The following is a 23,862-nucleotide window of genomic DNA, read 5'->3' on the forward strand; positions in this document are numbered from 1 at the left end:
TTTCAGTCTACAGGAGCAGCGGGCACCGCCTGCTGCTCCGGGTTCGCGCCGGGACGGGATACCGCCGGTCGCTCCGGTCACCAGCTTTGCGGAACCGGCCGGCCTTCCTCGTAGCCGGCAGCGGACTGGATTCCCGCAACCGCACGCCCGCGGAATTCGTCAAGGTCCGACGCACCGGCGTAGCTCATGGAACTGCGCAGCCCGGCGGTAATCATGTCCACAAGGTCCTCCACGCCGGGCCGGGCCGGGTCCAGGTACATGCGTGACGTGGAGATCCCTTCCTCGAACAGTGCCTTGCGGTCCTTTTCGAAGGCCCCTTCGCGCTGGTTCCGGTTTTGCACGGCCCTGGCCGAGGCCATGCCAAAGCTTTCCTTATATAGGCGGCCGTTCGCATCGGACTGCAGGTCCCCCGGGCTTTCGTGGGTGCCCGCGAACCAGGAGCCGATCATGACCTGGCTTGCCCCGGCCGCCAGCCCGAGCGCCACGTCGCGTGGGTACCGGACGCCGCCGTCGGCCCAGATCCGCCCGCCGGCCGCACGCGCCGCCGCGGCGCATTCCAGCACGGCGGACAGCTGCGGGCGGCCCACCGCCGTCATCATTCGGGTGGTGCACATTGCCCCCGGGCCCACTCCCACCTTGACGATGTTCGCGCCTGCGTGGATCAGCTCGCGGGTGGCATCCGCCGTCACCACATTGCCGGCAACGACGGGAACGTCCGGGTCCAGGCCGCGTACTGCCGCCAACGCATCGAACATCTTCTGCTGGTGCCCGTGTGCGGTGTCGATGACCAGGACGTCCACTCCGGCGGCCAGCAGCTCCGCCGCCCGGCCCGCCACATCCCCGTTAATGCCGACGGCGGCGGCCACTTTGAGCCTGCCCGCTCTGTCCAGGAGGGGACGGTAGATGGTGGAGCGCAGGGCACCCCTGCGAGTGAGGACGCCGGTCAGGGCACCCCCGGACTGGACCGGGGCGAAGTCGGTTCCTGCAGCGTCCATGGCTGCGAATGCGCCCCGCAGGGAACCATGGCGGGTGCCGGAACCGTTGGCACCGCCGGCGGCGGCGTCCGCACCGATTCCGGCGGCGTCAAGCACCAGGGCCTGCCGCATGACAGAGGCAAGGGAGGCAAAGCGGTCCTGACCTTCGCAGTCCGCGGCCCGGACCACACCGGCAACCTTGCCGGCGTCGTCCACCACCACCACAGCCCCGTGCGGGCGCTTACCCATCAGGTGGAGCGCGTCGATCACGGTTTCGGAGGCCAGCAGGCTAACGGGAGTTTCGAACACCGTATGGCGGGACTTGATCCAGGCCGTGACGTCGCGGAGCACCTCCAGCGGAACATCCTGCGGCAGGACCGCCAGCCCTCCCCGGCGGGCCATCGTCTCGGCCATCCGCTTGCCGGTCACGGCCGTCATGTTGGCCACCACCAGCGGAATGGAGGAACCGGTGCCGTCGTCGGCCGCGAGGTCCACATCCAGCCGTGACGTGACGTCGGAACGCGAGGGCACCAGGAAGGCGTCCGCATAGGTCAGGTCAGTGGTCGGCTCACTCAAGAAACGCACGGCTGCTCCTCATCGAAGGGGGTCTTCAGTGCGAGTCTAGGCGAGAGGGCAGCCCCCAGCGGGACGGCGCCGAGGACGGCTCCGAGCCGTATTCCCGCAATAGTTCAGCCGCTTCATGATTTGGGTCACCCTTATTGGCAGTTAACCAAGAATCGTCACTAGACTGGCAAAGGTCTGGGTTCACAGGACGCAGAAACTGGTTCGATTGTTGTGCCGCGGCACCAAAGGCGACCAGAGGGAAATCAAACTCATGGAAGAGGCGTATTTCAAGTGCCAGAGCAGCCTAGCCACCGACTACCCGAGGAATTTGGCGGAAACGAGTGGCTCGTTGACGAACTGTACGAGCGTTACCAGCAGGACAAGAACACGGTTGATGCCAAGTGGTGGCCCCTGTTCGAATCTTTCGACGCCGGTGACAGCTCTTCTTCCAACGGGACCTCGGGGGCACCGGCGCCCGCCGACCCCGCAACCAGAGAACTTCCAGTTGTAGCTCCCGCGGCGGCAGCACCGGCAACGTCGCCGGCAGCATCCGCCAAACCGGCAGCGGCTGCCCCTGCTCCTGCCCAGCCCGCTTCCGCCCAGCCTCAGGCGGCTCCGGCAGCGGCCCAGGCCAAGAAAGCGCCGGCGACGTTTGCCCGCGACGGCGCAAAGAAATCCGAGTCCGCCGGCGGCGCCCCGCCCATTCCCGCCCAGCTGCCCAAGAACATCAAGGCACCCACCGCGCCGGAGGAGGACGTTGTCTCGGTCCTCCGCGGACCGGCGAAGGCCATCGCTTCCAACATGGTCACCAGCCTGGAAGTTCCCACGGCCACCAGCGTCCGGGCCATCCCCGCAAAGCTGCTGATCGACAACCGCGTGGTCATCAACTCCAACCTCGCCCGGGCCCGCGGCGGCAAGGTCTCCTTCACGCACCTGATCGGCTACGCCGTCATCCGCGCACTGTCCCAGTTCCCGTCCATGAATGTCTACTACGACGAAGTGGACGGCAAGCCTGTTGCCGTGCAGCCCGCCCACGTGAACTTCGGCATCGCCATCGACATGCCCAAGCCGGACGGCACCCGCCTGCTCATGGTGCCGAACATCAAGAAGGCGGAGACCCTCAACTTCTCCGAGTTCTGGCACACGTACGAGGACCTGATCAAGCGCGCCCGCAACGGCAAGCTGACGGCGGATGACCACTCGGGCACCACGGTCTCCCTCACCAACCCGGGCGGCATCGGCACCGTGCACTCCGTGCCCCGCCTCTCGAAGGGCCAGGCGGCCATCATCGGAGTCGGCGCACTGGACTACCCGGCCGAATTCCAGGGTGCCAGCGAGAAGATCATCGCGCACAACGCCATCAGCAAGGTCCTCACGCTGACCTCCACCTACGACCACCGCGTCATCCAGGGTGCCGGCAGCGGCGAATTCCTGAAGCTCGTGCACCAGCTCCTGCTGGGCGCCCAGAACTTCTACGACGAAATCTTCGAGTCCCTCCGCATCCCGTACGAGCCCGTGCGCTGGAGCCCGGACCTGCAGGTGGACCCCGCCGACCAGATCAACAAGGTCGCCCGGATCCAGCAGCTGATCCACTCCTACCGCGTGCGCGGACACCTCATGGCCGACACGGACCCGCTGGAATACGTTCAGCGCAAGCACCCCGACCTTGACGTGCTCACCTACGGCCTGACCCTCTGGGACCTCGACCGCGAATGGCCCACCGGCGGCTTCGGCGGCAAGCCGATGCTCGCGTTCCGCGACATCCTCGGCGTGCTCCGTGACGCCTACTGCCGCACCACCGGCATTGAATACATGCACATCCAGGACCCTGCCGAACGCAAGTGGTTCCAGGACCAGCTGGAGCACCCCTACTCCAAGCCGAGCCGCGAAGAGCAGCTGCGCATTGTGTCCAAACTGAATGCGGCGGAAGCCTTCGAAACCTTCCTGCAGACCAAGTTTGTGGGTCAGAAGCGCTTCTCGCTCGAGGGCGGCGAATCTCTGATCCCGCTGCTGGACGCCATCATTTCCGACGCTGCCGACGACAACCTCGACGAAGTGGCAATCGGCATGGCCCACCGCGGCCGCCTGAATGTGCTCACCAACATCGCCGGCAAGACCTACGCCCAGGTGTTCCGCGAATTCGAAGGCACCCAGGACCCGCGCTCCGTGCAGGGCTCCGGCGACGTCAAGTACCACCTCGGCACCGAGGGTACCTTCACGTCGGACAACGGCAAGGAGACCAAGGTCTACCTCGCAGCCAACCCCTCGCACCTTGAGGCCGTGGACTCCGTCCTGGAAGGCATCGTCCGCGCCAAGCAGGACCGCCTGGACCAGGGCGAAGCCTTCCCCGTGCTCCCGATCATGGTCCACGGCGATGCCGCCTTCGCAGGCCAGGGCGTGGTGGCGGAAACGCTCAACCTCTCCCAGCTGCGCGGCTACCGCACCGGCGGAACCATCCACGTCGTGGTCAACAACCAGGTCGGCTTCACCACGGCGCCGTCGTCGTCCCGCTCCTCCACCTACTCCACGGACGTCGCCAAGATGATCCAGGCGCCGGTGTTCCACGTGAACGGCGACGACCCCGAGGCAGTGGTCCGCATCGGCCAGCTCGCCTACGAATTCCGCCAGCGTTTCCACAAGGACGTTGTCATCGACATGGTCTGCTACCGCCGCCGCGGCCACAACGAGGGCGACGACCCCTCGATGACCCAGCCGCTGATGTACAACCTGATCGAAGCCAAGCGTTCGGTCCGCAAGCTGTACACCGAATCCCTGATCGGCCGCGGCGACATCACCGAGGAAGAGGCCGAACAGCTGCTCCGCGACTACCAGGAGCGGCTGGAACGCGTCTTCGCCGAGACCCACGCGGCGCAGACCTCACCGATTCCGATCATCACGGCGGATTCCGCCGCGGTGTCCGATATCGAACGGCCCATCGCCCAGCAGTCGGATTCCGGCATCAATGCTCCGGCGTCCACGGCGATTTCCGCAGAGACCCTGGCCCGCATCGGCAAGGCCCACATCGAGATCCCCGAGGGATTCACGGTCCACGCCAAGCTCAAGCAGCTGCTCGAGAAGCGCGAACAGATGTCCCGCGAAGGCGGCATCGACTGGGGCTTTGGCGAGATCGCGGCCTTCGGCTCCCTCATCATGGAAGGCGTTCCCGTCCGGCTTGCCGGCCAGGATTCACGCCGCGGCACCTTCGTGCAGCGCCACGCCGTGTTCCACGACCGCGCCAACGGTAACGAGTGGCTGCCCCTGGGCAACCTCTCGGACAACCAGGCCAAACTGTGGATCTACGACTCCCTGCTGTCCGAATACGCCGCCATGGGCTTCGAATACGGCTACTCCGTGGAGCGTCCGGACGCCCTGGTGCTGTGGGAAGCGCAGTTCGGTGACTTCGTCAACGGTGCGCAGACCATCATCGATGAGTTCATCTCCTCGGCCGAACAGAAGTGGGGCCAGCGGTCCTCGCTGGTGCTCATGCTTCCGCACGGCTACGAGGGCCAGGGCCCGGACCACTCCTCCGCAAGGATCGAGCGTTTCCTGCAGATGTGCGCCGAAGAGAACATGATCGTGGCCAACCCCACGACGTCGGCCTCCCACTTCCACCTGCTGCGCCGCCAGGCTTACAGCCGGCCGCGGAAGCCGCTCATCATCTTCACGCCCAAGCAGCTGCTCCGCCTGAAGGCTGCGGCCTCCTCGGTGGAGGACTTCACCACGGGCACCTTCAAACCGGTCATCGGCGAGCACGAGTACCTGCAGGCGGACGCCGTCGAGCGTGTGCTCCTGGTCTCCGGCCGCCTGTACTACGATCTGCTGTCCACGCGGCAGAAGACCGGCGACAAGACCACGGCGATTGTGCGCGTCGAGCAGCTTTACCCGCTGCCTGCCGCCGAAATCGCTGCCGAACTCGCCAAGTACCCCAACGCCGAAGTGGTGTGGGCGCAGGACGAACCGGCTAACCAGGGTCCGTGGCCGTTCATGGGCCTGAACCTGCCTGAAGCGCTGGACCGCAGGGTACGGCTGGTATCCCGTCCGGCGTCGGCTTCAACGGCCGCTGGGTCCATGAAGCGGCACGCTGCGGAGCAGGATGCCCTCCTCAAGCAAGCGTTCGCACGGAAGTAGCTTGACCCGCTGCCCGGCCGGAGCTCGAAATACACGACTCCGGCCGGGCAGTGCTGCTTAATGGAAAGGGCAGCCACCGGCGGACCGGCCCCCCCAGTTGGCCGGGAGCCCGTTTCCATGGAACGCTGAATTTTGTTGCACATTGAGGTAAAGAGGTAGTCGTGGAAGACAGGAAGCTGCGGATAGCGGCCGTTGGAGATGAGCTGTTGGCCGGCCTGGGTGATCCCCGGGCTCTCGGCTGGCTGGGCCGCGTGCTGGCCCGCACTCCGCAGGACGGGATAACCGTTGAGTGCTACGCCCTCCCCTGCCCGCAGGAAGGCACCGAGGGCCTGGCCGGTCGGTGGCTCGACGAAGCCGGACGCCGCTTCGGCAACAACCACGAAAACCGCCTGGTGATCGGGCTCAGCGGACGCGACGTCGAGTTCGGACTGTCCACCGCCCGCAGCCGGCTCAACCTTGCCAACATCCTGGATTCCGCCTCGCAAAACAAGATCGAGGTCTTTGTGGTGGGCCCGCCGCCGTCGCTCGATCCGGCTCAGAACCGGCGGCTGGGTGAACTCAACACTGCCTTCGCAGACGTCACGACGCGGCGCAAGCACCTCTACGTGGACACCTTTTCCCCGCTGCTCAACCATGAACAATGGCGCCAGGACCTCGCCGCCAACAGCGGCACGCCGGGTCAGGCCGGCTACGGACTGATGGCGTGGCTGGTGCTGCACCGCGGCTGGTTCCAGTGGCTGCGCATCGCCGCTCCGGAGTGACCCGGGTTCCTGCCCGGCACCGCGCAAAAGCAGCTTGACACCCGGGCGCAGCCCGTGACCCAATGGCCCCATACCGCCGTCGACAGGAGGTTGCGGGCCCATGGCTATTTGCAGGTTTCTGAACGGCTGCCAGTCCGCGCTGGCCGTCGCGGCGGTTCTGATGGTGGCAGGCTGCGGTGCGGGCCCTGCCCCCGCGCCATCGGGCTCAGCGCCGTCAACCTCAGGGCCGTCGGTTTCAACACCCTCCGCCTCGGTGCCCTCGGGCGCACCACCCACGGCCGCGACCGGAACACCGGGATCTGCATCCAGTGATGGTGCGCTGGAGGTTTTTGACCAGGCCGCCCTGGAGGCTAAGTTCCGGGAAAAGGCCAAGGAACTTCGCGTTCCAGGCGCCGTGATGCTGCTGCGGACCCCGGGCGGTAGCTTTACCTACAGGTACGGGGTGCGGAGCATCGGCGGCACCGATCCGGTGACACCGGCCGACCACGTCCGGATCGGTTCCATCACCAAAACCTGGACAGCGACCGTGATCCTGCAGCTCGTGCAGGAAGGCAAGATCAGGCTCAGTGATCCCGTCGCGAAGTACCGTCCGGACGTGCCCAACGGCGGAAATATCACCATCGAGCAACTACTGACGATGCGCAGCGGGCTCTACAACTACACCGAGGCCCTCGAAGTGAACCAGCTCCTCGATTCGGACCCGGGCAAAGTGTGGACCACCGATGAACTCCTCGCCATCGCTTTCCGGAATCCGCCGTATTTCCCTCCCGGCCAGGACTTCCACTATTCGAATACCAACACGGTGCTGCTGGGGTTGATTGCGGAAGACCTGGACGGCAAGCCGCTGGGTGATGCCTTCCGGGACAGGCTATTCAAACCCCTCGGGCTGGAGGGGTCGGTATTTCCCGAGCAAACATCCAACGCCATTCCGTCCCCGCATCCGCAGGGGTACATGTACGGGACCAACGTGGTGACACTCAACCACCCCGCCCTCCCCGAAGACATGCAGAAGGGTGCAGCCGAGGGGACCCTCCAGCCCACCGACCAGACAGCCATGAACCCGTCGTGGGCGTGGTCTGCCGGTTCCGGAATCTCGACGGCGGATGACCTGGCTACCTGGGCGGAGGCCCTGGGCAGCGGGAAAGTACTCGGTCCCGAGCTGCAGAAACTGCGGCTGGACAGCCTGCGTCCCGTGAAGGCAGACGACCCGGCAGGGGCCCTCTACGGCCTCGGCATCGCCAAGTTCGGGCAGCTTTTCGGGCACACGGGTGAGCTGCCAGGGTTCAACAGCTTCGCCGGCTATGACCCGGAAAACAAGGTCACGCTCGTGGTCTGGACCAACCTGGCACCGACACCGGACGGTCAGGACCCTGCCACGGCCATCGCCCGCACCCTCATCGGCGGGATCTACCGCTGAAAATTTGGCTATTGCTTTTACCCAAGACGCGATATATCGTCATTTCATATTCACGATATATCGCAACTTGGAGGAACAGTGGAAGACAGTACCTGGACCGTCGCCGGTCCGCAGACCATCGATATCGACGGCGTCAGGTCCCTCAAAGTCGGCATCATCCGTGGCCGCTTTGACGTTGTCGCCCACGCCGAGGATGTCACCCGGATCGAAGTGTCGGAAATCCACGGGGACCCCCTGACGGTCACACTCGCCAACGGCCGCCTGGAGGTGCGCCACCACCTGCATGGCGCCCAGGGCTGGTTCAGGAACCTGATGGAAACAGTCAACACCAGCAGCACCAACTCCGTGGTGATCAGCATTGCCTTGCCGGCCGGAGTGGAAGTCGAAGCCGGCACGGTCAGCGGCGACGGTCTGGTGTCGGGGATCAGCGGGCACACGAAACTGAATACGGTCTCAGGCTCGGTCATGGCGGACGGCACCGCCGGCGAGCTCCACGTCAACACCGTCAGCGGCGAAGTCATCGCCCGGAACCACGACGGCGTCCTCACCGCCAAGAGCGTCTCCGGCGAAGTCACGGCCTCCGGCCGGTTCAGTAACATCCGTGCCAACACGGTCAGCGGCGACATGAGCTTCGACCTCCACGGTTTCACCCACGACTTCGGGGCGAACTCGGTGTCAGGTGACCTCACCGTCCGGCTGCCCATCGACGTCGGCGCGGACATCGTGGCCAAGTCCGCCAGCGGCGCCGTGGTCATTGATGACCAGAAGTACGTCCACCCCGGCGGCAAGGTACAAACCATCGCCGGCCCGGACACCCAGCTTATGGTGATCCGGACCAACTCCGTCTCCGGAAAAACGTCCATCATCCACAGCCAGTCACGCGCGGACGCAGAAACGGGGATCTAGGTGCCTCCCGTCTTCGCACACGGCGCACTGCGCCTCTATCTCCTCTCCCTGCTGGAGTCCGGCCCCAAACACGGCTACGAACTCATCAAAGCCCTCAGTGAACGCTTCGGGGGAACCTACTCCCCCAGTGCCGGCACCATCTACCCGCGGCTTGGCAAGCTCGAAGAGGAGGGGCTCGTGGCCACGGAGTCCGAAGGGCGCCGCACCAACTACCGCATCACGCCGGCCGGCCTGGTGGAACTAAACCGGCGCAGGGACGAACTCGCCGGCGTCGAAAACGATATCTCCGACTCCGTCCGCCGGCTGGCCGACAACCTCCGCGAGGATATCCGCGCCAACATGCGCGGCCTCCGGGCTGACCTTGCCGCCACCGCGGAAGCAGCCCGGAGCTCTGCCCGTTCCGCAGGGTTTCCTGACCGCGGCCCGCGGCGCACGCCGGAAAGCGAACGCACGCTCAAAGAGGCAGAAATGCAGCTGCAGGCCTTTAGGGACGGCATCCGGGTGGAACTCCGGGTTCAGGCAAGCACGTCCCCCATCAGCCAAGTGACACTGGAAACGATCCGCGCCGTCCTGGACCAGGCCCGGATCTCTATCCGAAACTCATTGAAGGCCGACCGTAACTGACCCCGTCCCGGTTCGCGGGCTGTCCCGTGATGTGGGAGACTTGAGGGCAGCTCTTTTGAGTACCAAGATTAAGGAGGCCAGCTATGAGCAAACGTGCACGCAAACGTCGTGACCGTAAGCGTGGCGGCGCGAACCACGGGAAGCGCCCCAACGCCTAAGCTACGGTTTGGATATCAGCTTTAAGTGAAGGACCCCGGAAACCACATGGTTTCCGGGGTCCTTCACTTTGCTGCTTGAACGGGCTGCCCTATCGGCTGGCCCGAACCCGTTCTTGATCCGCTTCTTTACGCCTCCACCGGACGGATCGAGTGGATCCGGTCCAGGATGGCGTTCTTCAGGTTTTCCGGCGCGGCTTCCGTGCAGGACCGTTTGACCACTTTGCGGATGACGCACTCAAGATCGTACTCTTCAAGGCACTCCGGGCAGCCGTCCAGGTGATCCTTGATCTCGGCGATGTCGCTGTGTGTCAACGCACCGTCCAGGTATTCATAAATACGTTGCATCCGGGCGTCGTCGCAATCGCCCAGTCCCTGGCAGTCGCTCATTTCCTGTTCTCCTGTTTAGTGCTGTCGGCCGCTGCGCCGGAATCGGCTGCGGCTTTGAAACCCCGTTCTGCGGCATAGTCCGCGAGCATGTCACGCAGCATCTTTCGGCCGCGGTGAAGCCGGGACATAACAGTTCCGATGGGGGTGTTCATGATGTCCGAGATTTCCTTGTAGGCGAACCCCTCGACGTCGGCGAAGTACACCGCGAGCCGGAATTCCTCCGGAATCGCCTGCAGGGCCCGCTTCACGTCGGAATCGGGGAGGTGGTCCAGGGCTTCCGCTTCGGCGGAGCGCAGTCCCGTTGAGGTGTGTGACTCTGCCCGTGCCAGCTGCCAGTCTTCAATCGTGTCCGAGTTCGACTGCAACGGTTCGCGTTGCCGCTTGCGGTAGAGGTTGATGTAGGTGTTCGTCAGGATCCGGTACAGCCAGGCCTTGAGGTTGGTTCCCGGCTTGTACTGGTGGAATGCGGAAAAAGCCTTGGTGTACGCCTCCTGAACGAGGTCTTCGGCGTCTGCCGGATTCCGTGCCATCCTCATTGCCGCGGAATAGAGCTGGTCGACATACTGCATCGCATCGCGCTCAAACCGCTGTCTGCGTTCCTCCGACGTCTCGGAGACCACGTCGACCTCCGCCTCTTCGGCAGCAGGCCCCGCAGTTCGGGCCCTGGCGTCTGGGCTTGATTCGGAGTCGGTCGCGGACTCGCTGATGGTCTTGCCGTCGTTTCCGGCAGCCTCATATATGGCCGCTACGGCCGGATCTATGGTGCTCATTGCCTTCAAGTCTACTGTGACGCGCGGCGACGCTCCGGGCGTGCGGCCACCGGCTTCGCTGTCGCGTCCGCCGAACTCCAGCGGTGCGAGGAGTTCCACCCTGTCCCTAACCAATGTCAAGCTCCATCTCCACTCTGTCCTTAGCTGTCCACGCCGTCTTGTCCGCTTCCGGGCTTCCGGCTTCCGGCTTCCGGCTGCCGGGCTTCCGGCTTTCACCGCGAACCCCGCCCGGCGTCCGCAGGCGCTTCGGGCCGTGGCCAAGCGCGCCCCCTGAGTCATCGGGACCTGCCTTTCACAACCATGTCCGGCGGGCAAATATTCCGCAAAAGTGCAAGACTAGAACCGGTTCTCCCGCAGAAGTACCGCGGCTCGTCCACCCAGGAGGAAATTCATGTCCTTAGTCCGTTTTCTCGCCCGGCCCATGCTGGCCTCCAGTTTCGTCCTCGCCGGCCTGGACAAGCTAAAGAATGCGGATGACACTGCGGCGCAGCTGTCCCCGGTACTGCGCCGCGCTGCGGATTCCCTCCCTTTTGCCACTAACGAGAAAGTGCTGGCCCGCGTCATCGGCGGCACGCAGGTGGGCGCCGGCGTGCTTTTCGCCCTGGGAAAGTCGGCCCGGCTGGCCGCTTCAGTGCTCGCTGTCATTTCAGCCCTGAACGCCTTCGTTGAGTGGCGCAGCGCCGACATCACCTCCAAGGAGGGCCGAAACGCCCGCCGCACCCAGCTCCTGAAAAACATCACCCTGACCGGGGGCGTCCTGCTGGCCTCCGTGGACACCGCGGGCAAGCCGAGCCTGGCCTGGCGGGCCGAACACCTGGCCGCCGACGCGCGGAAGGGTGCCAGCCACCTGGCCGCCGACGCCCGGAAAACCACCGGCAAGCAGTGGAAGAAGGCTGACAAGGCTGTCCGCAAAGCCGTGGACCACGCAGCGAAAGCATAGGCCGGAATGACAGGCTCCGCCCCCACCGCCCCGGTGCCGACAGGCTCCGCCCCCACCGCCCCGGTGCCGACAGGCTCCGCCCCCACCGCCCCGGTGCCGACAGGCTCCGCCCCCACCGCCCCGGTGCCGACAGGCTCCGCCCCCACCGCCCCGGTGCCGACAGGCTCCGCCCCCACCGCCCCGGTGCCGTCCGGCACGGTTGCGGACGGGCCGAACTGGCCCGCGCCGTTCGCCGATGCCCCGGTCAACGCGACGGTCACAGTTCCCGGCTCAAAGTCCCTCACCAACAGGTACCTGGTTCTCGCCGCCCTGGCCGACGGCCCGTCACGGTTGCGTGCGCCCCTGCATTCGCGCGACTCGGCGCTCATGATCCAGGCCCTTCGCCAGCTGGGCACGGGCATCCGGGAAATCCCGGGCGACGGCTCCTTCGGTCCCGACCTTGAGATCACTCCCCTGCGCCAGGACGCCGCGGCGTCGGGCGCCGCCATCGACTGCGGCCTCGCCGGCACCGTGATGCGCTTCGTGCCCCCGGTGGCGGCGCTCCGCAACGGTGCCACCGTGTTCGACGGCGACCCCCACGCCCGCAAGCGGCCCATGGGCACCATCATCGAGGCGCTTTCCGCCCTCGGAGTTGCGGTCCGCGCCGACGACGGTACCCGGCCCTCATCCCTTCCGTTCGCGGTGGCTGGAACCGGCGAAGTCCGCGGGGGACACCTGGTGATTGATGCCAGCGCGTCATCCCAGTTTGTGTCCGCGCTGCTTCTGGTCGGCGCACGTTTCACTGACGGCCTGCACCTCGAACACGTGGGCAAGCCCGTCCCCAGCCTGGACCACATCAACATGACCGTGGCCGTGCTGCGTGAAGTCGGGGTGACCGTGGACGATTCGGTCCCGAACCATTGGATCGTGGCGCCGGGCCACATCCGCGCTTTCGACCGCCGGATTGAACAGGATCTGTCCAACGCCGGCCCCTTCCTCGCTGCGGCCCTCGCGACCGGCGGCACTGTCCGCATACCGAACTGGCCCGCCCCCACCACCCAGGTGGGCGACCTGTGGCGCAGCATCCTCACCGACATGGGTGCCACGGTCACTCTGGACAACGGCACACTCACTGTCACCGGCGGACCCGAAATCAGGGGCGCGGACTTCTCCGACACCAGCGAGCTTGCACCCACTGTCGCAGCCCTGTGCGCATTGGCCACCGGACCGTCGCGGCTGAGCGGCATCGCACACCTCCGCGGTCATGAAACAGACCGGCTCGCCGCCCTGGTCACCGAAATCAACCGTCTTGGCGGGGACGCCGAGGAGACCGCTGACGGCCTGCTGATCCGTCCCGCGAAGCTTCATGGCGGCGTCGTGCACAGCTATGCGGACCACCGGATGGCCACAGCCGGGGCCATCCTGGGACTGGCCGTTCCGGGCATCGAGGTGGAAGATATCGGCACCACGTCGAAGACGATGCCGGACTTCCCGCAGTTGTGGGAAGCGATGCTGGCACAGCAACCTGACCGGCAGACGGAACAGCCCCGTGGGGCGTAGTACCGGTTCCTGGGACGAATCCGATATCCGGATCCGTCCCAACAAGAAGGGTTCGCGTCCCCGGACCAAGGACCGGCCCAGCTATGACGACGCCGTCACCGGCCGCATCATCACCGTGGACCGCGGACGCTACACGGCGGTCGTTGGCGAAGACACCGGACACGAACGCACTGTCATCGCCGCCCGGGCGCGCGAACTGCGCCGTTCGCCGGTGGTCGCCGGCGATTTCGTGTCCCTTGTCGGCGATGTCTCCGGGGCACCGGACACGCTGGCCCGCCTCGTCAGGATCCAGGACCGCCGCACGCTCCTGCGGCGCAGCGCCGATGACACCGACCCCATCGAGCGCGCTGTCGTCGCAAACGCCGACCAGCTGGTAGTGGTGGTGGCCGCAGCCAACCCGGAACCGCGCACCGGCTTCATCGACCGCGCCCTCGTGGCGGCCTACGACGCTGGCATCGAGCCGTTGCTGCTCGTCACCAAGGCGGACGTCAAGGATCCCACCGAGCTCCTGTCGAACTACCGGCACCTTGATTTCCCGGTGATCATCAGCAGGACAGCCGATGCCGCGGCCTCCGGAATCGACGCACGCTCCGACGACGGACTGTCCGCACGTCTCGACAGCGATGCCGTCTCGGAGCTGCGCACCCACCTCAACGGCAAGGTCACAGTCATGCTGGGCCATTCGGGTGTGGGCAAGTCCACCATGGTCAACGCCCTCACGGGCGCTGAGCGCGCCACCGGCGGCGTCAACGCCGTCACGGGGCGCGGCCGGCACACCTCGTCGTCGGCCCTAGCCCTGCGGATCAGTGACGCACCTGCCGGGAGCTGGATCATCGACACACCGGGCATCCGCTCCTTTGGCCTGGCGCACGTGGATCCGGACCGGATCCTGCGGTCCTTCCCCGATCTGGAACCCGGCACCGACGCCTGCGAACGCGGCTGCAAACACGATGCCTCAGCGATCAACTGCGGTGTGGATGCCTGGGTCGCCGAAGGACACGCCGGCCCGTCCGGCGAGGCGCGGCTGGCCTCACTCCGCCGCCTGCTGGGCACCGATCCAAGGATGGAAGCGCAGGAAGCCAAGGAGCTGGGCATCGTTTCCTAGGGCGGTTTCCTAGTGCGGTTCACCCCCGGGGAGCACGGTACAGAACGCGGCGTCCCAGCCGGCCGGCCGCATAGACGGTAGTTTGGAACCATGACCCAACCCGCTTCCAGCTACAACGATGACCTCCGCCTGGCCCATGTCCTGGCTGACTCTGTCGATTCCCAGACAATGAGCCGCTTCAAGGCACTGGATCTTCAGGTTGAAACCAAGCCGGACCTGACGCCAGTGACGGATGCGGACAAGGCCGCCGAAGAGTCCATCCGCGGGCAGCTCTCCCGTTCCCGTCCCCGCGACGCCGTCCTCGGTGAAGAGTTCGGCAGCTCCGGGCACGGTTCCCGCCGCTGGATCATTGATCCGATCGACGGCACCAAGAACTTCATCCGCGGCGTGCCCGTCTGGGCCACCCTGATCGCCCTCGTCGACGAGGGCGAACCGGTGGTCGGGCTGGTCAGCGCACCCGCACTGGGCAAGCGCTGGTGGGCCGCCAAGGGCGCCGGCGCCTACATGGGGCGGTCCCTTGCTGCTGCAACGCGCCTGAAAGTCTCCAACGTTTCCAACCTTTCGGACGCGTCGCTTTCCTACTCGAGCCTGGGCGGCTGGAAGGAACGCGGCAACCTCGACGAGTTCCTTGGCCTCACCGAGGAAGTGTGGCGGACCCGCGCCTACGGCGACTTCTGGTCCTATTGCATGGTGGCCGAAGGATCGGTGGACATCGCATGCGAGCCGGAGCTGAACCTCTACGACATGGCCGCCCTCGTCCCGATCGTCACCGAAGCCGGCGGCCGCTTCACCTCGCTGGAAGGGGTGGACGGACCCTTCGGCGGAAACGCGCTGGCCACAAACTCGATCCTGCACTCCGAAGTCCTTAAACGGCTGAATCCGGACCTTGACGACCTCCTCCAGGGAGGACCGGCTCCGGAACACTGACCTTCCGGAGGGCGCGGTGGAATCGACAGCGCGCAGAATAAACGACGGCGGGATCCCCTCTGATAGGGGATCCCGCCGTCGTTTGTTCGGCAAGTTCCCCGTTTTTCCACCGCGCGTAACAAACTGCTTAATAATGCCCGCGACTTTCCCCGGGCAACGCTGATGTCCTAGGCTTTTCAGCAGGTCACGAGTGCCAGCGCTAAACCCCGGTTTGCTGGCCGGCAACCCTCCATTCGCGGTGGGGTGCCCCGGGTGACGACCAGGCCGGTCCGGAACGGACCCGGCAAGCGCGGATCCCCGGAATGCGGGGTCCTTTACAGTAAGGTCCCCATGACTACTGCCACTTTCCCCGCAAACCACCGCACCAAGACGGGCTCTGCCCCCGGACTCCTGGACGAACGGTTTGCGGTGGCCCTGCGCCCGCTGTCGGCCGTCACCGGCGCCGAGATCCAGGCGCCACTGATCCAGGGCGGTCACGTGCGTTACGCCAACCTGGACTACGGGGCCTCCGCCCCGGCCCTGTCCGTCGTGTCGGCCTACCTGAATGAAATCCTGCCCTACTACGCCAGCGTGCACCGCGGCGCCGGCTACGCCTCACAGATCAGCACCTCGGTCTACGAAAACTCCCGGAACATCGTCCGGACCTTCGTTAGCGGCAGGCCTGACGATTCCGTGATCTTCACCAGGAACACCACGGATTCCCTGAATCTGCTGGCCGGCTGCCTGCCCGTTTCAGACGGCCGGCACACCGGCGAAGTGCTCTACCTCGACATCGAACACCACGCCAACCTTCTCCCCTGGCAAGGTGTGCCGCACCGCAGCGTCGTTGCCGCCCCCACACTCAGCGCCACCATCGAGAGCCTGCGCACCGAACTCCGCCAAGGGGACATCAGCCTGCTCGCGGTAACGGGCGCCTCCAACGTCACCGGCGAAATCCTTCCGATCCGCGAGCTGGCGGCCCTGGCCCACGAACACGGCGCCCGGATTGTTGTTGACGCGGCGCAGCTGGCCCCTCACCGCCGCATCAACATCGCAGCGGACGACGTCGACTACCTCGCCTTCTCGGGCCACAAGCTGTACGCGCCCTTCGGCTCCGGCGTACTGGTCGGCCGGCCGGACTGGCTCGACGCCGGCACCCCCCACCTTGCAGGCGGCGGCGCCGTGCGGGAGGCCAGGCTGGACTCTGTCAGCTGGACCACCGGACCGGCACGGCACGAGGGCGGCTCGCCCAACGTGCTCGGCGCCGCCACGCTGGCCCGCGCCACGCAGGTCATCGGGGCCCTCGACCAGGAACTGTGGCACGCCCACGAAACCGCCATCCGGTCCTTCCTCGTTGAGGGCTTGCGGAAGATCGACGGCGTGACTGTCCACCAGATTTTCAGCGACACGGACCAGGCCGCGGACACCATTGGTGTTGTGAACTTCTCCGTCGAGGGCTACGACGCCGGCCTCGTGGCGGCCTACCTTTCGGCCGAACACGGCGTGGGCCTTCGCGACGGCCGCTTCTGCGCCCACCCGCTGCTCAAGCGCCTTGGCCTGCCTTCCGGCTCGCTGCGGGCAAGCTTCGGCGTCGGGTCCAGGCTGGAAGATGCACAGCGCCTGCTTGCCGGCATCGAAGAACTCCGCCGGACCGGACTTGGCTGGGATTATGTGGTGGACTCGGGCCGCTGGGTTCCGGCCAACGACACCCGCACCTACCCGGACTGGGCACCGAACACGCCCGGCACCGCCGGCGCGGCGCCCTGCACCGAGGACTAAACGCGGTTCGGAGCTTTCCCCGGCTCCCCGGCGGTGAAGGGGACCGGAACGGGGAGCTACTTGCGGTAAATTCGAGGGGTAAGAAATCACGCCTGCCCGAAGGAGACTGCACGTGGCACGGGGAGGCCCCAAACTGCATCACACACGCCGTCACGAGCTCGGCCGGAGCTTCCAGGGCGGCGGCGAGCACTATGACCGGGTGCGCCCCGGCTACCCTGCGGACTCCGCAGACTGGCTTGTAGGCAGCATCGGCAGGACAGCCGGGGTTGCCGACGCCGCGGACATCGGGGCGGGGACCGGAAAATTCACCGCCCTGCTTGTTGAACGCGGACTGGCTGTCTCAGCCGTGGACCCGTCAACGGACATGCTCACCCAACTGCGGTTCTCCCTTCCGGGAGTTCCCGCGACGGAGGGCACCGCAGAGGACACCGGACTCCCGGACCGTGCGTTCGACGTCGTCAGCGTTGCCCAGGCGTGGCACTGGTGCGACCCCATTCGGGCCAGTACGGAGCTTGCCCGCATCCTCCGCCCCGGCGGTGTGCTGGGGCTGGTCTGGAACCAGCTGGACACGTCGGTGCCCTGGGTGCACCGGCTCTCCCGGATCATGCATGCCGGGGATGTCCACAAACCGGACTTCCGGCCGGCAGTGGGGCCTGAATTTACCGGGCTGGAGAGCCATCTGACCCGCTGGGAGGATCCGGTGACCACCGAAGACATCGTGGAACTGGCCAAGTCGCGCAGCTACTACCTCGCTGCCGGTGAGCTCACCCGGGCGAAGGTCCGTGCCAACCTGGACTGGTACCTCCACGACCACCTGGCCCACTCCCGCGGGGAAGCCATCGGACTCCCCTACCTGACCCAGACGTGGCGGGCTTTCAAGGCATGAGTCCCGTAACCAACGCGGTAGGCTTGGACTCGTGAAGACCAGCGCGCCCTCCTCCTCCATCGAGGACTACGTCAAGGTCATCTATTCCTTCACGGAGTGGCAGGACAAGCCAATCACGTCCTCACAGCTGGCCCAGCGGCTGGGCGTGGCCAACTCCTCGGTCTCGGAAATGGTCCGCAAGCTCAAGGACCAGGGGCTGGTTGACCACAAGCCCTACAGTGCCATCACGCTCACGGCCGACGGCATCCGCCTGGCGCTGTCCATGGTCCGGCGGCACCGCCTCATCGAGACTTACCTTGTCCAGGAGCTCGGCTACAGCTGGGACGAGGTCCATGATGAGGCCGAGTTGCTGGAACATGCCGTATCAGACACTTTCATTGAGCGGATGGCCGGCAAGCTGGGCAACCCGCTCCGCGACCCGCATGGCGATCCCATCCCCGCGGCGGACGGAACCGTCCAGGTGCCCCATGCCCATCGCATGAGCGAACTCGACGAGGGCCACCACGGCAGGATCACCAGGATCAGCGACGAAAATCCCGCGCTCCTGCGCTACCTTGCCGCCCAGGAGATCGACCTCGACGCCGACATCGAAGTTGTCGGCCGCAAGCCCTTCGGCGGAGCGCTCGTGGTCCGGATCGGCTCGGGCGGCACCGGCCGCGAATTCGACCTCGCCGATGAGGTCACATCGGCGCTGTGGGTGCATAGCGACACAGCTCATGCCGGGTGCCGGCTGGCCGATGCCTGATTGAGGGCCCCCGGATGAGTCCGGCCGCGGGTCCGGGCTGGTTTGGCGTGGCAGGGGGGCCCTGCCCAGGTTTTCCATCGACGCGTGATTCGCCCACCACGGCGGAACGCGGCGGCACTGGCCTTGGGCCGCCGGTGACCTGACCACGTTCGGTTCCTGGCCCACGGGCACGGCGTCCCGACGACAGCACGGATTCGAAGCGGCGCCGGATCCCGTATCGTTTAACGAATGGTTACGCGACGTGAAGCAGCTCAGATCCTTGATATTCCGCTGGAGATGGCGCACCGTCACGGCATCCCGTCCAGGCTCTCGGAGGCCGAACTCTCCGAGCTCCTGGACAATCCCCCTGCATGGCTGGTCCAGTCCAAAGCCAACCGGACGGGCAAGCGGCCAGTGTGGGTCCAGCTGACCTGCGCCGTCTGCGGCTTCTCGGAAGCCGCAAGGCCCAAGAAGTGGTGGCCAACATTTACGTATGTCTGCTGCGCCCACCACGCGCCGGACGATATGCCTCCGGTCATACCGGGCCTGATCCGCAGCGAATACGAGGGAATCGGCAGCCGGTTCGTCGGCATTGCCGACGTCGAGGTCCCCGGTTCCTGACGGCCCGGACAGTCTGGCGGTTGTACCGACTCCCGGACGGGTTGCACCCCGAAGCCGGCCATGATGCCAGTTTCATTCACGACAAAACAGGCGTACCTTACAAGCACGGGGCCTATTCCAGGCTCCGACGTTAGGGAGGGCGACATGCCTGACAAATCGCCGCACCGGCAGGTCACCAAGAAATCGGACAAGTCCATCAAGCAAAAGAGGGCCGAGAAGAAGTCCAAGCATGAACTGGACACCCACGTGGACCCTGTAGCGCACATCAAGAAGCGCTGACGCCGCGCGGCCGTTGAGGGCCGCGGGCGGATGCGGGCACGGTGCCGAAACAAAAAGGCCGGAAGCTTTCGCTTCCGGCCTTTTGCACGGGGTGGAACCGCGTTGCCGCCGTTCCGATGGTGGAGATGGGGGGAATTGAACCCCCGTCCGATGTTGTGTTAACAGGGCTTCTCCGGGCGCAGTTTGCGTCGGATTTTCTCGGCCCCAGCCCTCCTGCAAACAGGTGGCTGATCCGGGCCCAGTCATCTAAGAGTCCCGTTTGCCCCGATGACGGAGGCAAACAGCAGTGGCTATCTAAATGACGCCAGGATCCGGGGCAATAGCGACCTCGGGCTGACGGACTGTCTTACTGCTTAGGCAGCGAGAGCGAAGTCAGTGCGGTTTGATTTGGCACTTATTGGTTTGCAGACAGCGTTTACGAGATAATTCTGCATCCTCGGCCCGCTTCACCTGTCGCGACTAACATCGTCGAAACCGATCATCCCCGTATTTTGTTACCAAACCGGTCAGGACTGCTGAAGTACCGCGTTGCGGAAACCGCATCAATCCCTCCCGGACTACCAATCATAACGCACTGCCGGCCGGAATCATTCCCGCCGGGGGCCGCGTGTTCCGGCGGCCTCCGGCCGCACGGGGCAGCAGCACGGTCAGCCGCGGTTCCTTTCGCGCATGATCCGCAGCGACTCGCGCTTGTCCTGCTGTTCACGGAGGGTCTGCCGTTTGTCGTATTCCTTTTTACCGCGTGCGACGCCGATCTCGACCTTCGCCCGTCCGTCAAGGAAATACAGCTGGAGCGGAACAATCGTGAAGCCGGATTCACGGATCTTGTGTGAGATCTTGGTCAGCTCTTCGCGGTGCAGCAGCAGTTTGCGGCGCCGCCGGGCGGAGTGGTTCGTCCAGCTCCCCTGGTTGTATTCGGGAATGTGGATACCCTCCATCCACAGCTCGTCGTTGTAGAACGTGCAGAAGCCGTCAACCATGGAGGCGTGCCCCTCGCGGAGGGACTTGACCTCCGTCCCCATCAGGGCAATCCCGGCTTCGTACGTGTCCAGGACATGGTAGTCATGCCGGGCCTTCCGGTTGGTGGCCACTACCTTACGGCCACTTTCTTTCGGCACGGTGGAACTCCTCAGCTCTTGGGTTGGACGGATGCCCCGGCCAGTCCGGCGCGAAGCTATTTAATTCTACGGCAGTCAGGGCCCGCTGTTCGTGCCGGCCGGCCTGGACAGGCGATCAGAGCAGGAGCATCGGATCAACGGCCTTGCCGTTGAGCCACGTCTCGAAGTGCGAATGGCAGCCTGTCGAGTTGCCGGTCGTTCCGGAGTAGGCAATCAACTGGCCCTGGCTTACCTGCTGGCCGACCGAGACCACCACGCTGCTGTTGTGGTAGTAAATGGTGGTCAACGAGTTGCCCTGGACTACGCCGTGTGAGATTTTGACGTTGTTGCCGCCGCCGTCGTTGGCCCAACCGGCCGAGAAGACGGTACCTGCCGCCGGGGCGTAAACAGGGGTGCCGCAGCTGGCGCCGAAGTCGATTCCGGTGTGCATGTACCCGCCGGAACCATAGAAGTCGACGGTGCCCGGCGGCGTCGCACGCCAGCCGAAACCTGAGGTGATGGGAATGTCTGCTGCGAAGGGGTGCCGAAGGCCGAAGGCCGACGGCGGCCCCATCTGCGGGACGTACGGCTGGGCTGCCTGGCCTGCGGCCCTTGCCGCGGCGGCTGCAGCTTCGGCGATGCGGCGCTGCTCGGCTTCCCATGCTTCGCGCAGCTTCCGGTCGCGTTCAACGATTTCGGCAGCTACGGAATCCTGTGCGGCCTGAACCTTGGACAGCTGACTCTGGATGCCCGGCTTGGCTGCCTGAAGTTCGTTGTTGAGCCGGGTGGTGTCTGCGATGAGCTTGTCCACCTGCTCCTTCTTGGCCGCCGCTTCGTCCCGGGCTGCCTTTTCCTTCGCCAGAGCGGCATCGGCCTTAGCCTTGAGGTCCTTGATTTCGGCTTCAACGGCCTGCAGGCGCGCCTGCGAATTGACGTTGGTGGCGTTCTGCTGGGACAGCTTGTCCATTGCGGAGTTCTGGCTGCGCATTGCCTGGTCCGCGAGGTCCATGGTGTCTGTCAGGCTTCCGCCAGCTTTCGATCCAAAGAAGAGAGTCAGGTTCGAGGGAACGCCGCCGGACTTGTAGGCCTGCGTGGCGATCTGGCCGATGAGTTTCTTCGTGTCGGCGATCTTCTGCTTGTCCGTCTCGAGTTGCTGCGTGATCTTGGCCTTGTTCTGCTGGGCCAGGTCCACCCGGGCCGCCAGCGCCTCGACTTCCTTCACCGCACTCGCGACCCTTCCCTGCGCTTCAAGCAGGGCCTGCTGGGCGGCGGGAAGCTGGCCCTGGTAGATCACCAGGTCCCCTGCGGCTTTGGCAATCTTCGCGTCCACGAATTCAAGCGACTGCTGCACCCTGGCTGCCTCGGCTTCGAGCGCCGCCTGTTTGTCTTTCAGGTCGTCCGCGAATGCGACGGGAGTGGAGGCGCCCAGGCTCGCGGCCAGGATCAGCGCCAGTGCGGCACTGACAACGCGGCTGCCCCGTGCCGCGTTCCGGAACCGGCGGGCCCTGCGGTCCATTGCTGTCATCATCATTCCTTCGTTCGTATGCACAGCCTAGACCCGCAAATATCTACGTAAGGTCAAGAGAGACGAAATTCCTGCCAAGGATGCGCCAAGGCCGAGGAGTGCCGGAGCGAGGAGGAGCGTCTGGGCCGGGGAGATAAACGCTGTGTCCGGATACTGCTTTGACATGTACTCGCCGAGGAAGAAGTGGGCCACGGCCCAGAGCGTTCCGGAAGCCAGCGCCGCGCCTATCACCGCTGCAATGACGCCTTCAAGAATGAACGGCAGCTGAATGACGGTCTTGGACGCGCCAACCAGGCGCATGATTCCCGTCTCCCGGCGCCTGCTGAACGCGGACAGGCGGATGGTGGTGGCGATTAGCAGGATAGCGCAGACAGTCATGACGCCGGCGATGCTCACAGCCACCAGCGAGGCGGCATTCATCACCGAGAACAGGCGCTCCAGCACTTGGCGCTGGTCGATCACCGTTTCAACGCCCGGCTGTGACGAGAATGTCTCACTGATGATCTGGTACTTCTCCGGGTCCTTCATGTTGATACGGAAGGAGGCGGGCAGTTGGTCCGGGGTTACCGAGTCCACGATCGGGGAGTTCGAGAACTGCTCCTTGAAGTGCTTGTAGGCGTCGTCCTTGGACTCAAATTGGAAGTCGTTGATGTATTGGGACACGGCGGGTGATTCCAGCAGCGTCCGCAGGTTTTCCTGCTGCTCCGGCGTGGCCGTCCCGGAGGCGCATCCGGCCGCCGTCGAACCGTCACCGCAGAGGAAGATGGCCACCTGGACTTTGTCGTACCAGTAGCCTTTCATCTGGTTGATCTGCAGCTGGAGCATGCCTGCCGCCCCGACGAACGTCAGCGACACGAAGGTCACCAGGATCACCGAAACAACCATGGACAGGTTGCGCCTGAGCCCGCTCCCGATCTCGCTGAGGATGAAGGCGAGCCTCACAGCGCCTCCCCTGCGTTTGATGAAGCCGATCCGCCGTCCGGATCCGCGCCGGGACCGTCCTCGCGTCCGCTGGCATCCTTGAGGCGGCGGGACTGCCCCACCACAGGAATCATGGACGTGTACAGGGCGCGGGCCTCGTCACGGATGACCACGCCGTTCCGGAGCTCCACCACACGTTTGCGCATCTCGTTGACGATGTCGTCGTCGTGCGTTGCCATGACAACGGTGGTGCCGTTCTGGTTGATCTTGTCCAGGACGCCCATGATGCCCATCGATGTAGTCGGGTCAAGGTTTCCGGTGGGCTCGTCCGCGAGCAGGATGCCGGGGCGGTTGACTACGGCGCGGGCGATCGCGACACGCTGCTGCTCACCGCCGGAGAGTTCGTGCGGCATCCGGTGCTCCTTGCCCTCCAGGCCGACGGTCTTGAGCACCTCGGGAACGGTGTCCCGGATGATGCTTCGGCTCTTGCCGATGACCTGCATGGCGAAGGCGACGTTCGCGAAGACGTTTTTCTGCGGGAGTAGCCGGAAATCCTGGAAGACGACGCCGATTCCGCGGCGCAACCGCGGCACCCGCCAGCTTGAAATGTTTGCCACATTCTGGCCGGCAACGTAGACAGCACCGGAGGTGGCCCGGTCCTCCTTGAGTACCAGGCGGAGGAACGTTGACTTGCCGGAACCGGAAGCGCCCACAAGGAAGGCGAACTCACCACGGTCAATTTCAAGATTGACGGAGTCCAGGGCCGGCCGGGCCTTCTGGTCGTAGATCTTGGTGACATTTTCGAAATGGATCATTGCCCTATGAACCCTGCAGGACACGGCTGATGGAGC

General features: G+C 65.3%; 21 protein-coding genes, 1 other RNA gene and 1 riboswitch. Of the genes, 14 read left to right on the forward strand and 8 right to left on the reverse strand.

The features are described from left to right. Positions 1-77: 77 nt before the first annotated feature. Entirely contained in the window at positions 78-1,559 is a 1,482-nt protein-coding gene (locus tag FCN77_RS17180) for a GuaB1 family IMP dehydrogenase-related protein (RefSeq protein ID WP_137323239.1), read from the reverse strand. Between the two features lie 270 nt (positions 1,560-1,829). Here FCN77_RS17180 and FCN77_RS17185 point away from each other — a divergent pair, with 270 nt between their 5' ends. The 5 genes from FCN77_RS17185 (at position 1,830) to FCN77_RS17205 (ending at position 9,374) form a co-directional block, all read left to right on the forward strand. Further along, the gene (locus tag FCN77_RS17185) at positions 1,830-5,666 is read left to right on the forward strand and encodes a multifunctional oxoglutarate decarboxylase/oxoglutarate dehydrogenase thiamine pyrophosphate-binding subunit/dihydrolipoyllysine-residue succinyltransferase subunit (protein ID WP_137323240.1); all 3,837 of its coding nucleotides are present in this window, start codon (positions 1,830-1,832) and stop codon (positions 5,664-5,666) included. A 161-nt stretch (positions 5,667-5,827) separates the two neighbouring features. Further along, entirely contained in the window at positions 5,828-6,427 is a 600-nt protein-coding gene (locus tag FCN77_RS17190) for a GDSL-type esterase/lipase family protein (protein ID WP_137323241.1), read from the forward strand. 100 nt (positions 6,428-6,527) lie between these two features. Next, complete coding sequence (locus FCN77_RS17195) at positions 6,528-7,844, forward strand: serine hydrolase (protein WP_137323242.1); 1,317 nt, start codon at positions 6,528-6,530, stop codon at positions 7,842-7,844. A gap of 78 nt (positions 7,845-7,922) precedes the next feature. Then, positions 7,923-8,750, forward strand: coding sequence for a DUF4097 family beta strand repeat-containing protein (locus FCN77_RS17200; protein WP_137323243.1), 828 nt, complete (start codon positions 7,923-7,925; stop codon positions 8,748-8,750). After that, positions 8,751-9,374, forward strand: a complete 624-nt coding sequence (locus tag FCN77_RS17205; RefSeq protein ID WP_137323244.1) for a PadR family transcriptional regulator — start codon at positions 8,751-8,753, stop codon at positions 9,372-9,374. It abuts the gene before it with no gap. A 284-nt stretch (positions 9,375-9,658) separates the two neighbouring features. On the opposite strand, the gene rsrA is transcribed toward FCN77_RS17205, so the two are convergent. Together rsrA and FCN77_RS17220 are read right to left on the reverse strand one after the other, a co-directional pair. Next, positions 9,659-9,919, reverse strand: coding sequence for a mycothiol system anti-sigma-R factor (gene rsrA, locus FCN77_RS17215; protein ID WP_028270137.1), 261 nt, complete (start codon positions 9,917-9,919; stop codon positions 9,659-9,661). Continuing rightward, positions 9,916-10,689, reverse strand: coding sequence for a sigma-70 family RNA polymerase sigma factor (locus FCN77_RS17220; RefSeq protein ID WP_254678603.1), 774 nt, complete (start codon positions 10,687-10,689; stop codon positions 9,916-9,918). The genes rsrA and FCN77_RS17220 overlap by 4 nt, the downstream gene beginning before the upstream one ends. A 391-nt stretch (positions 10,690-11,080) precedes the next feature. Between FCN77_RS17220 and FCN77_RS17225 the strand changes: the two genes are divergently transcribed. The 9 genes from FCN77_RS17225 to FCN77_RS27410 all read left to right on the forward strand — a co-directional run bounded on the left by FCN77_RS17225 (position 11,081) and on the right by FCN77_RS27410 (position 19,468). After that, positions 11,081-11,629, forward strand: coding sequence for a DoxX family protein (locus FCN77_RS17225; protein WP_137323246.1), 549 nt, complete (start codon positions 11,081-11,083; stop codon positions 11,627-11,629). Between the two features lie 6 nt (positions 11,630-11,635). Beyond that, complete coding sequence (gene aroA, locus FCN77_RS17230; RefSeq protein ID WP_254678604.1) at positions 11,636-13,168, forward strand: 3-phosphoshikimate 1-carboxyvinyltransferase; 1,533 nt, start codon at positions 11,636-11,638, stop codon at positions 13,166-13,168. Further along, on the forward strand, positions 13,158-14,273 hold the full coding sequence (locus FCN77_RS17235; RefSeq protein ID WP_137323247.1) for a ribosome small subunit-dependent GTPase A: 1,116 nt from the start codon (positions 13,158-13,160) through the stop codon (positions 14,271-14,273). Before aroA ends, FCN77_RS17235 begins: the two co-directional genes overlap by 11 nt. A gap of 90 nt (positions 14,274-14,363) precedes the next feature. Further along, complete coding sequence (gene hisN / locus FCN77_RS17240) at positions 14,364-15,200, forward strand: histidinol-phosphatase (protein ID WP_137323248.1); 837 nt, start codon at positions 14,364-14,366, stop codon at positions 15,198-15,200. A gap of 182 nt (positions 15,201-15,382) precedes the next feature. Continuing rightward, positions 15,383-15,496: riboswitch (SAM riboswitch) on the forward strand. A 34-nt stretch (positions 15,497-15,530) separates the two neighbouring features. Further along, positions 15,531-16,958: an aminotransferase class V-fold PLP-dependent enzyme gene (locus FCN77_RS17245; protein WP_137323249.1), complete on the forward strand. Its 1,428-nt coding sequence runs from the start codon at positions 15,531-15,533 to the stop codon at positions 16,956-16,958. Between the two features lie 112 nt (positions 16,959-17,070). After that, positions 17,071-17,844 carry a methyltransferase domain-containing protein gene (locus FCN77_RS17250; RefSeq protein ID WP_137323250.1) on the forward strand — a complete coding sequence of 258 codons (774 nt, stop codon included), beginning with the start codon at positions 17,071-17,073 and terminating at the stop codon, positions 17,842-17,844. 31 nt (positions 17,845-17,875) lie between these two features. Further along, positions 17,876-18,589: a metal-dependent transcriptional regulator gene (locus tag FCN77_RS17255; protein WP_137323251.1), complete on the forward strand. Its 714-nt coding sequence runs from the start codon at positions 17,876-17,878 to the stop codon at positions 18,587-18,589. Positions 18,590-18,817: 228 nt separating this feature from the next. After that, positions 18,818-19,189 carry a hypothetical protein gene (locus FCN77_RS17260; RefSeq protein ID WP_137323252.1) on the forward strand — a complete coding sequence of 124 codons (372 nt, stop codon included), beginning with the start codon at positions 18,818-18,820 and terminating at the stop codon, positions 19,187-19,189. A gap of 144 nt (positions 19,190-19,333) precedes the next feature. Next, positions 19,334-19,468 (forward strand): hypothetical protein, encoded by a 135-nt coding sequence (locus FCN77_RS27410; RefSeq protein WP_268760395.1) that lies wholly within the window; start codon positions 19,334-19,336, stop codon positions 19,466-19,468. Between the two features lie 117 nt (positions 19,469-19,585). Here the strand turns inward: FCN77_RS27410 and ssrA are convergent. From ssrA to ftsE, 5 genes are all read right to left on the reverse strand, one after another. Further along, positions 19,586-19,954, reverse strand: a transfer-messenger RNA (tmRNA) gene (gene ssrA / locus FCN77_RS17265). Positions 19,955-20,115: 161 nt separating this feature from the next. Beyond that, positions 20,116-20,586, reverse strand: a complete 471-nt coding sequence (gene smpB / locus FCN77_RS17270) for an SsrA-binding protein SmpB (protein ID WP_137323253.1) — start codon at positions 20,584-20,586, stop codon at positions 20,116-20,118. Between the two features lie 115 nt (positions 20,587-20,701). Beyond that, the gene (locus FCN77_RS17275; RefSeq protein WP_137323254.1) at positions 20,702-22,090 is read right to left on the reverse strand and encodes a M23 family metallopeptidase; all 1,389 of its coding nucleotides are present in this window, start codon (positions 22,088-22,090) and stop codon (positions 20,702-20,704) included. Positions 22,091-22,117: 27 nt separating this feature from the next. Continuing rightward, on the reverse strand, positions 22,118-23,032 hold the full coding sequence (ftsX, locus tag FCN77_RS17280) for a permease-like cell division protein FtsX (protein ID WP_137323255.1): 915 nt from the start codon (positions 23,030-23,032) through the stop codon (positions 22,118-22,120). After that, positions 23,029-23,826, reverse strand: coding sequence for a cell division ATP-binding protein FtsE (ftsE, locus tag FCN77_RS17285; protein WP_137323256.1), 798 nt, complete (start codon positions 23,824-23,826; stop codon positions 23,029-23,031). Before ftsE ends, ftsX begins: the two co-directional genes overlap by 4 nt. Between the last annotated feature and the right edge of the window lie 36 nt (positions 23,827-23,862).

This window comes from Arthrobacter sp. 24S4-2, from assembly GCF_005280255.1.
Classification (GTDB): Bacteria; Actinomycetota; Actinomycetes; order Actinomycetales; family Micrococcaceae; genus Arthrobacter.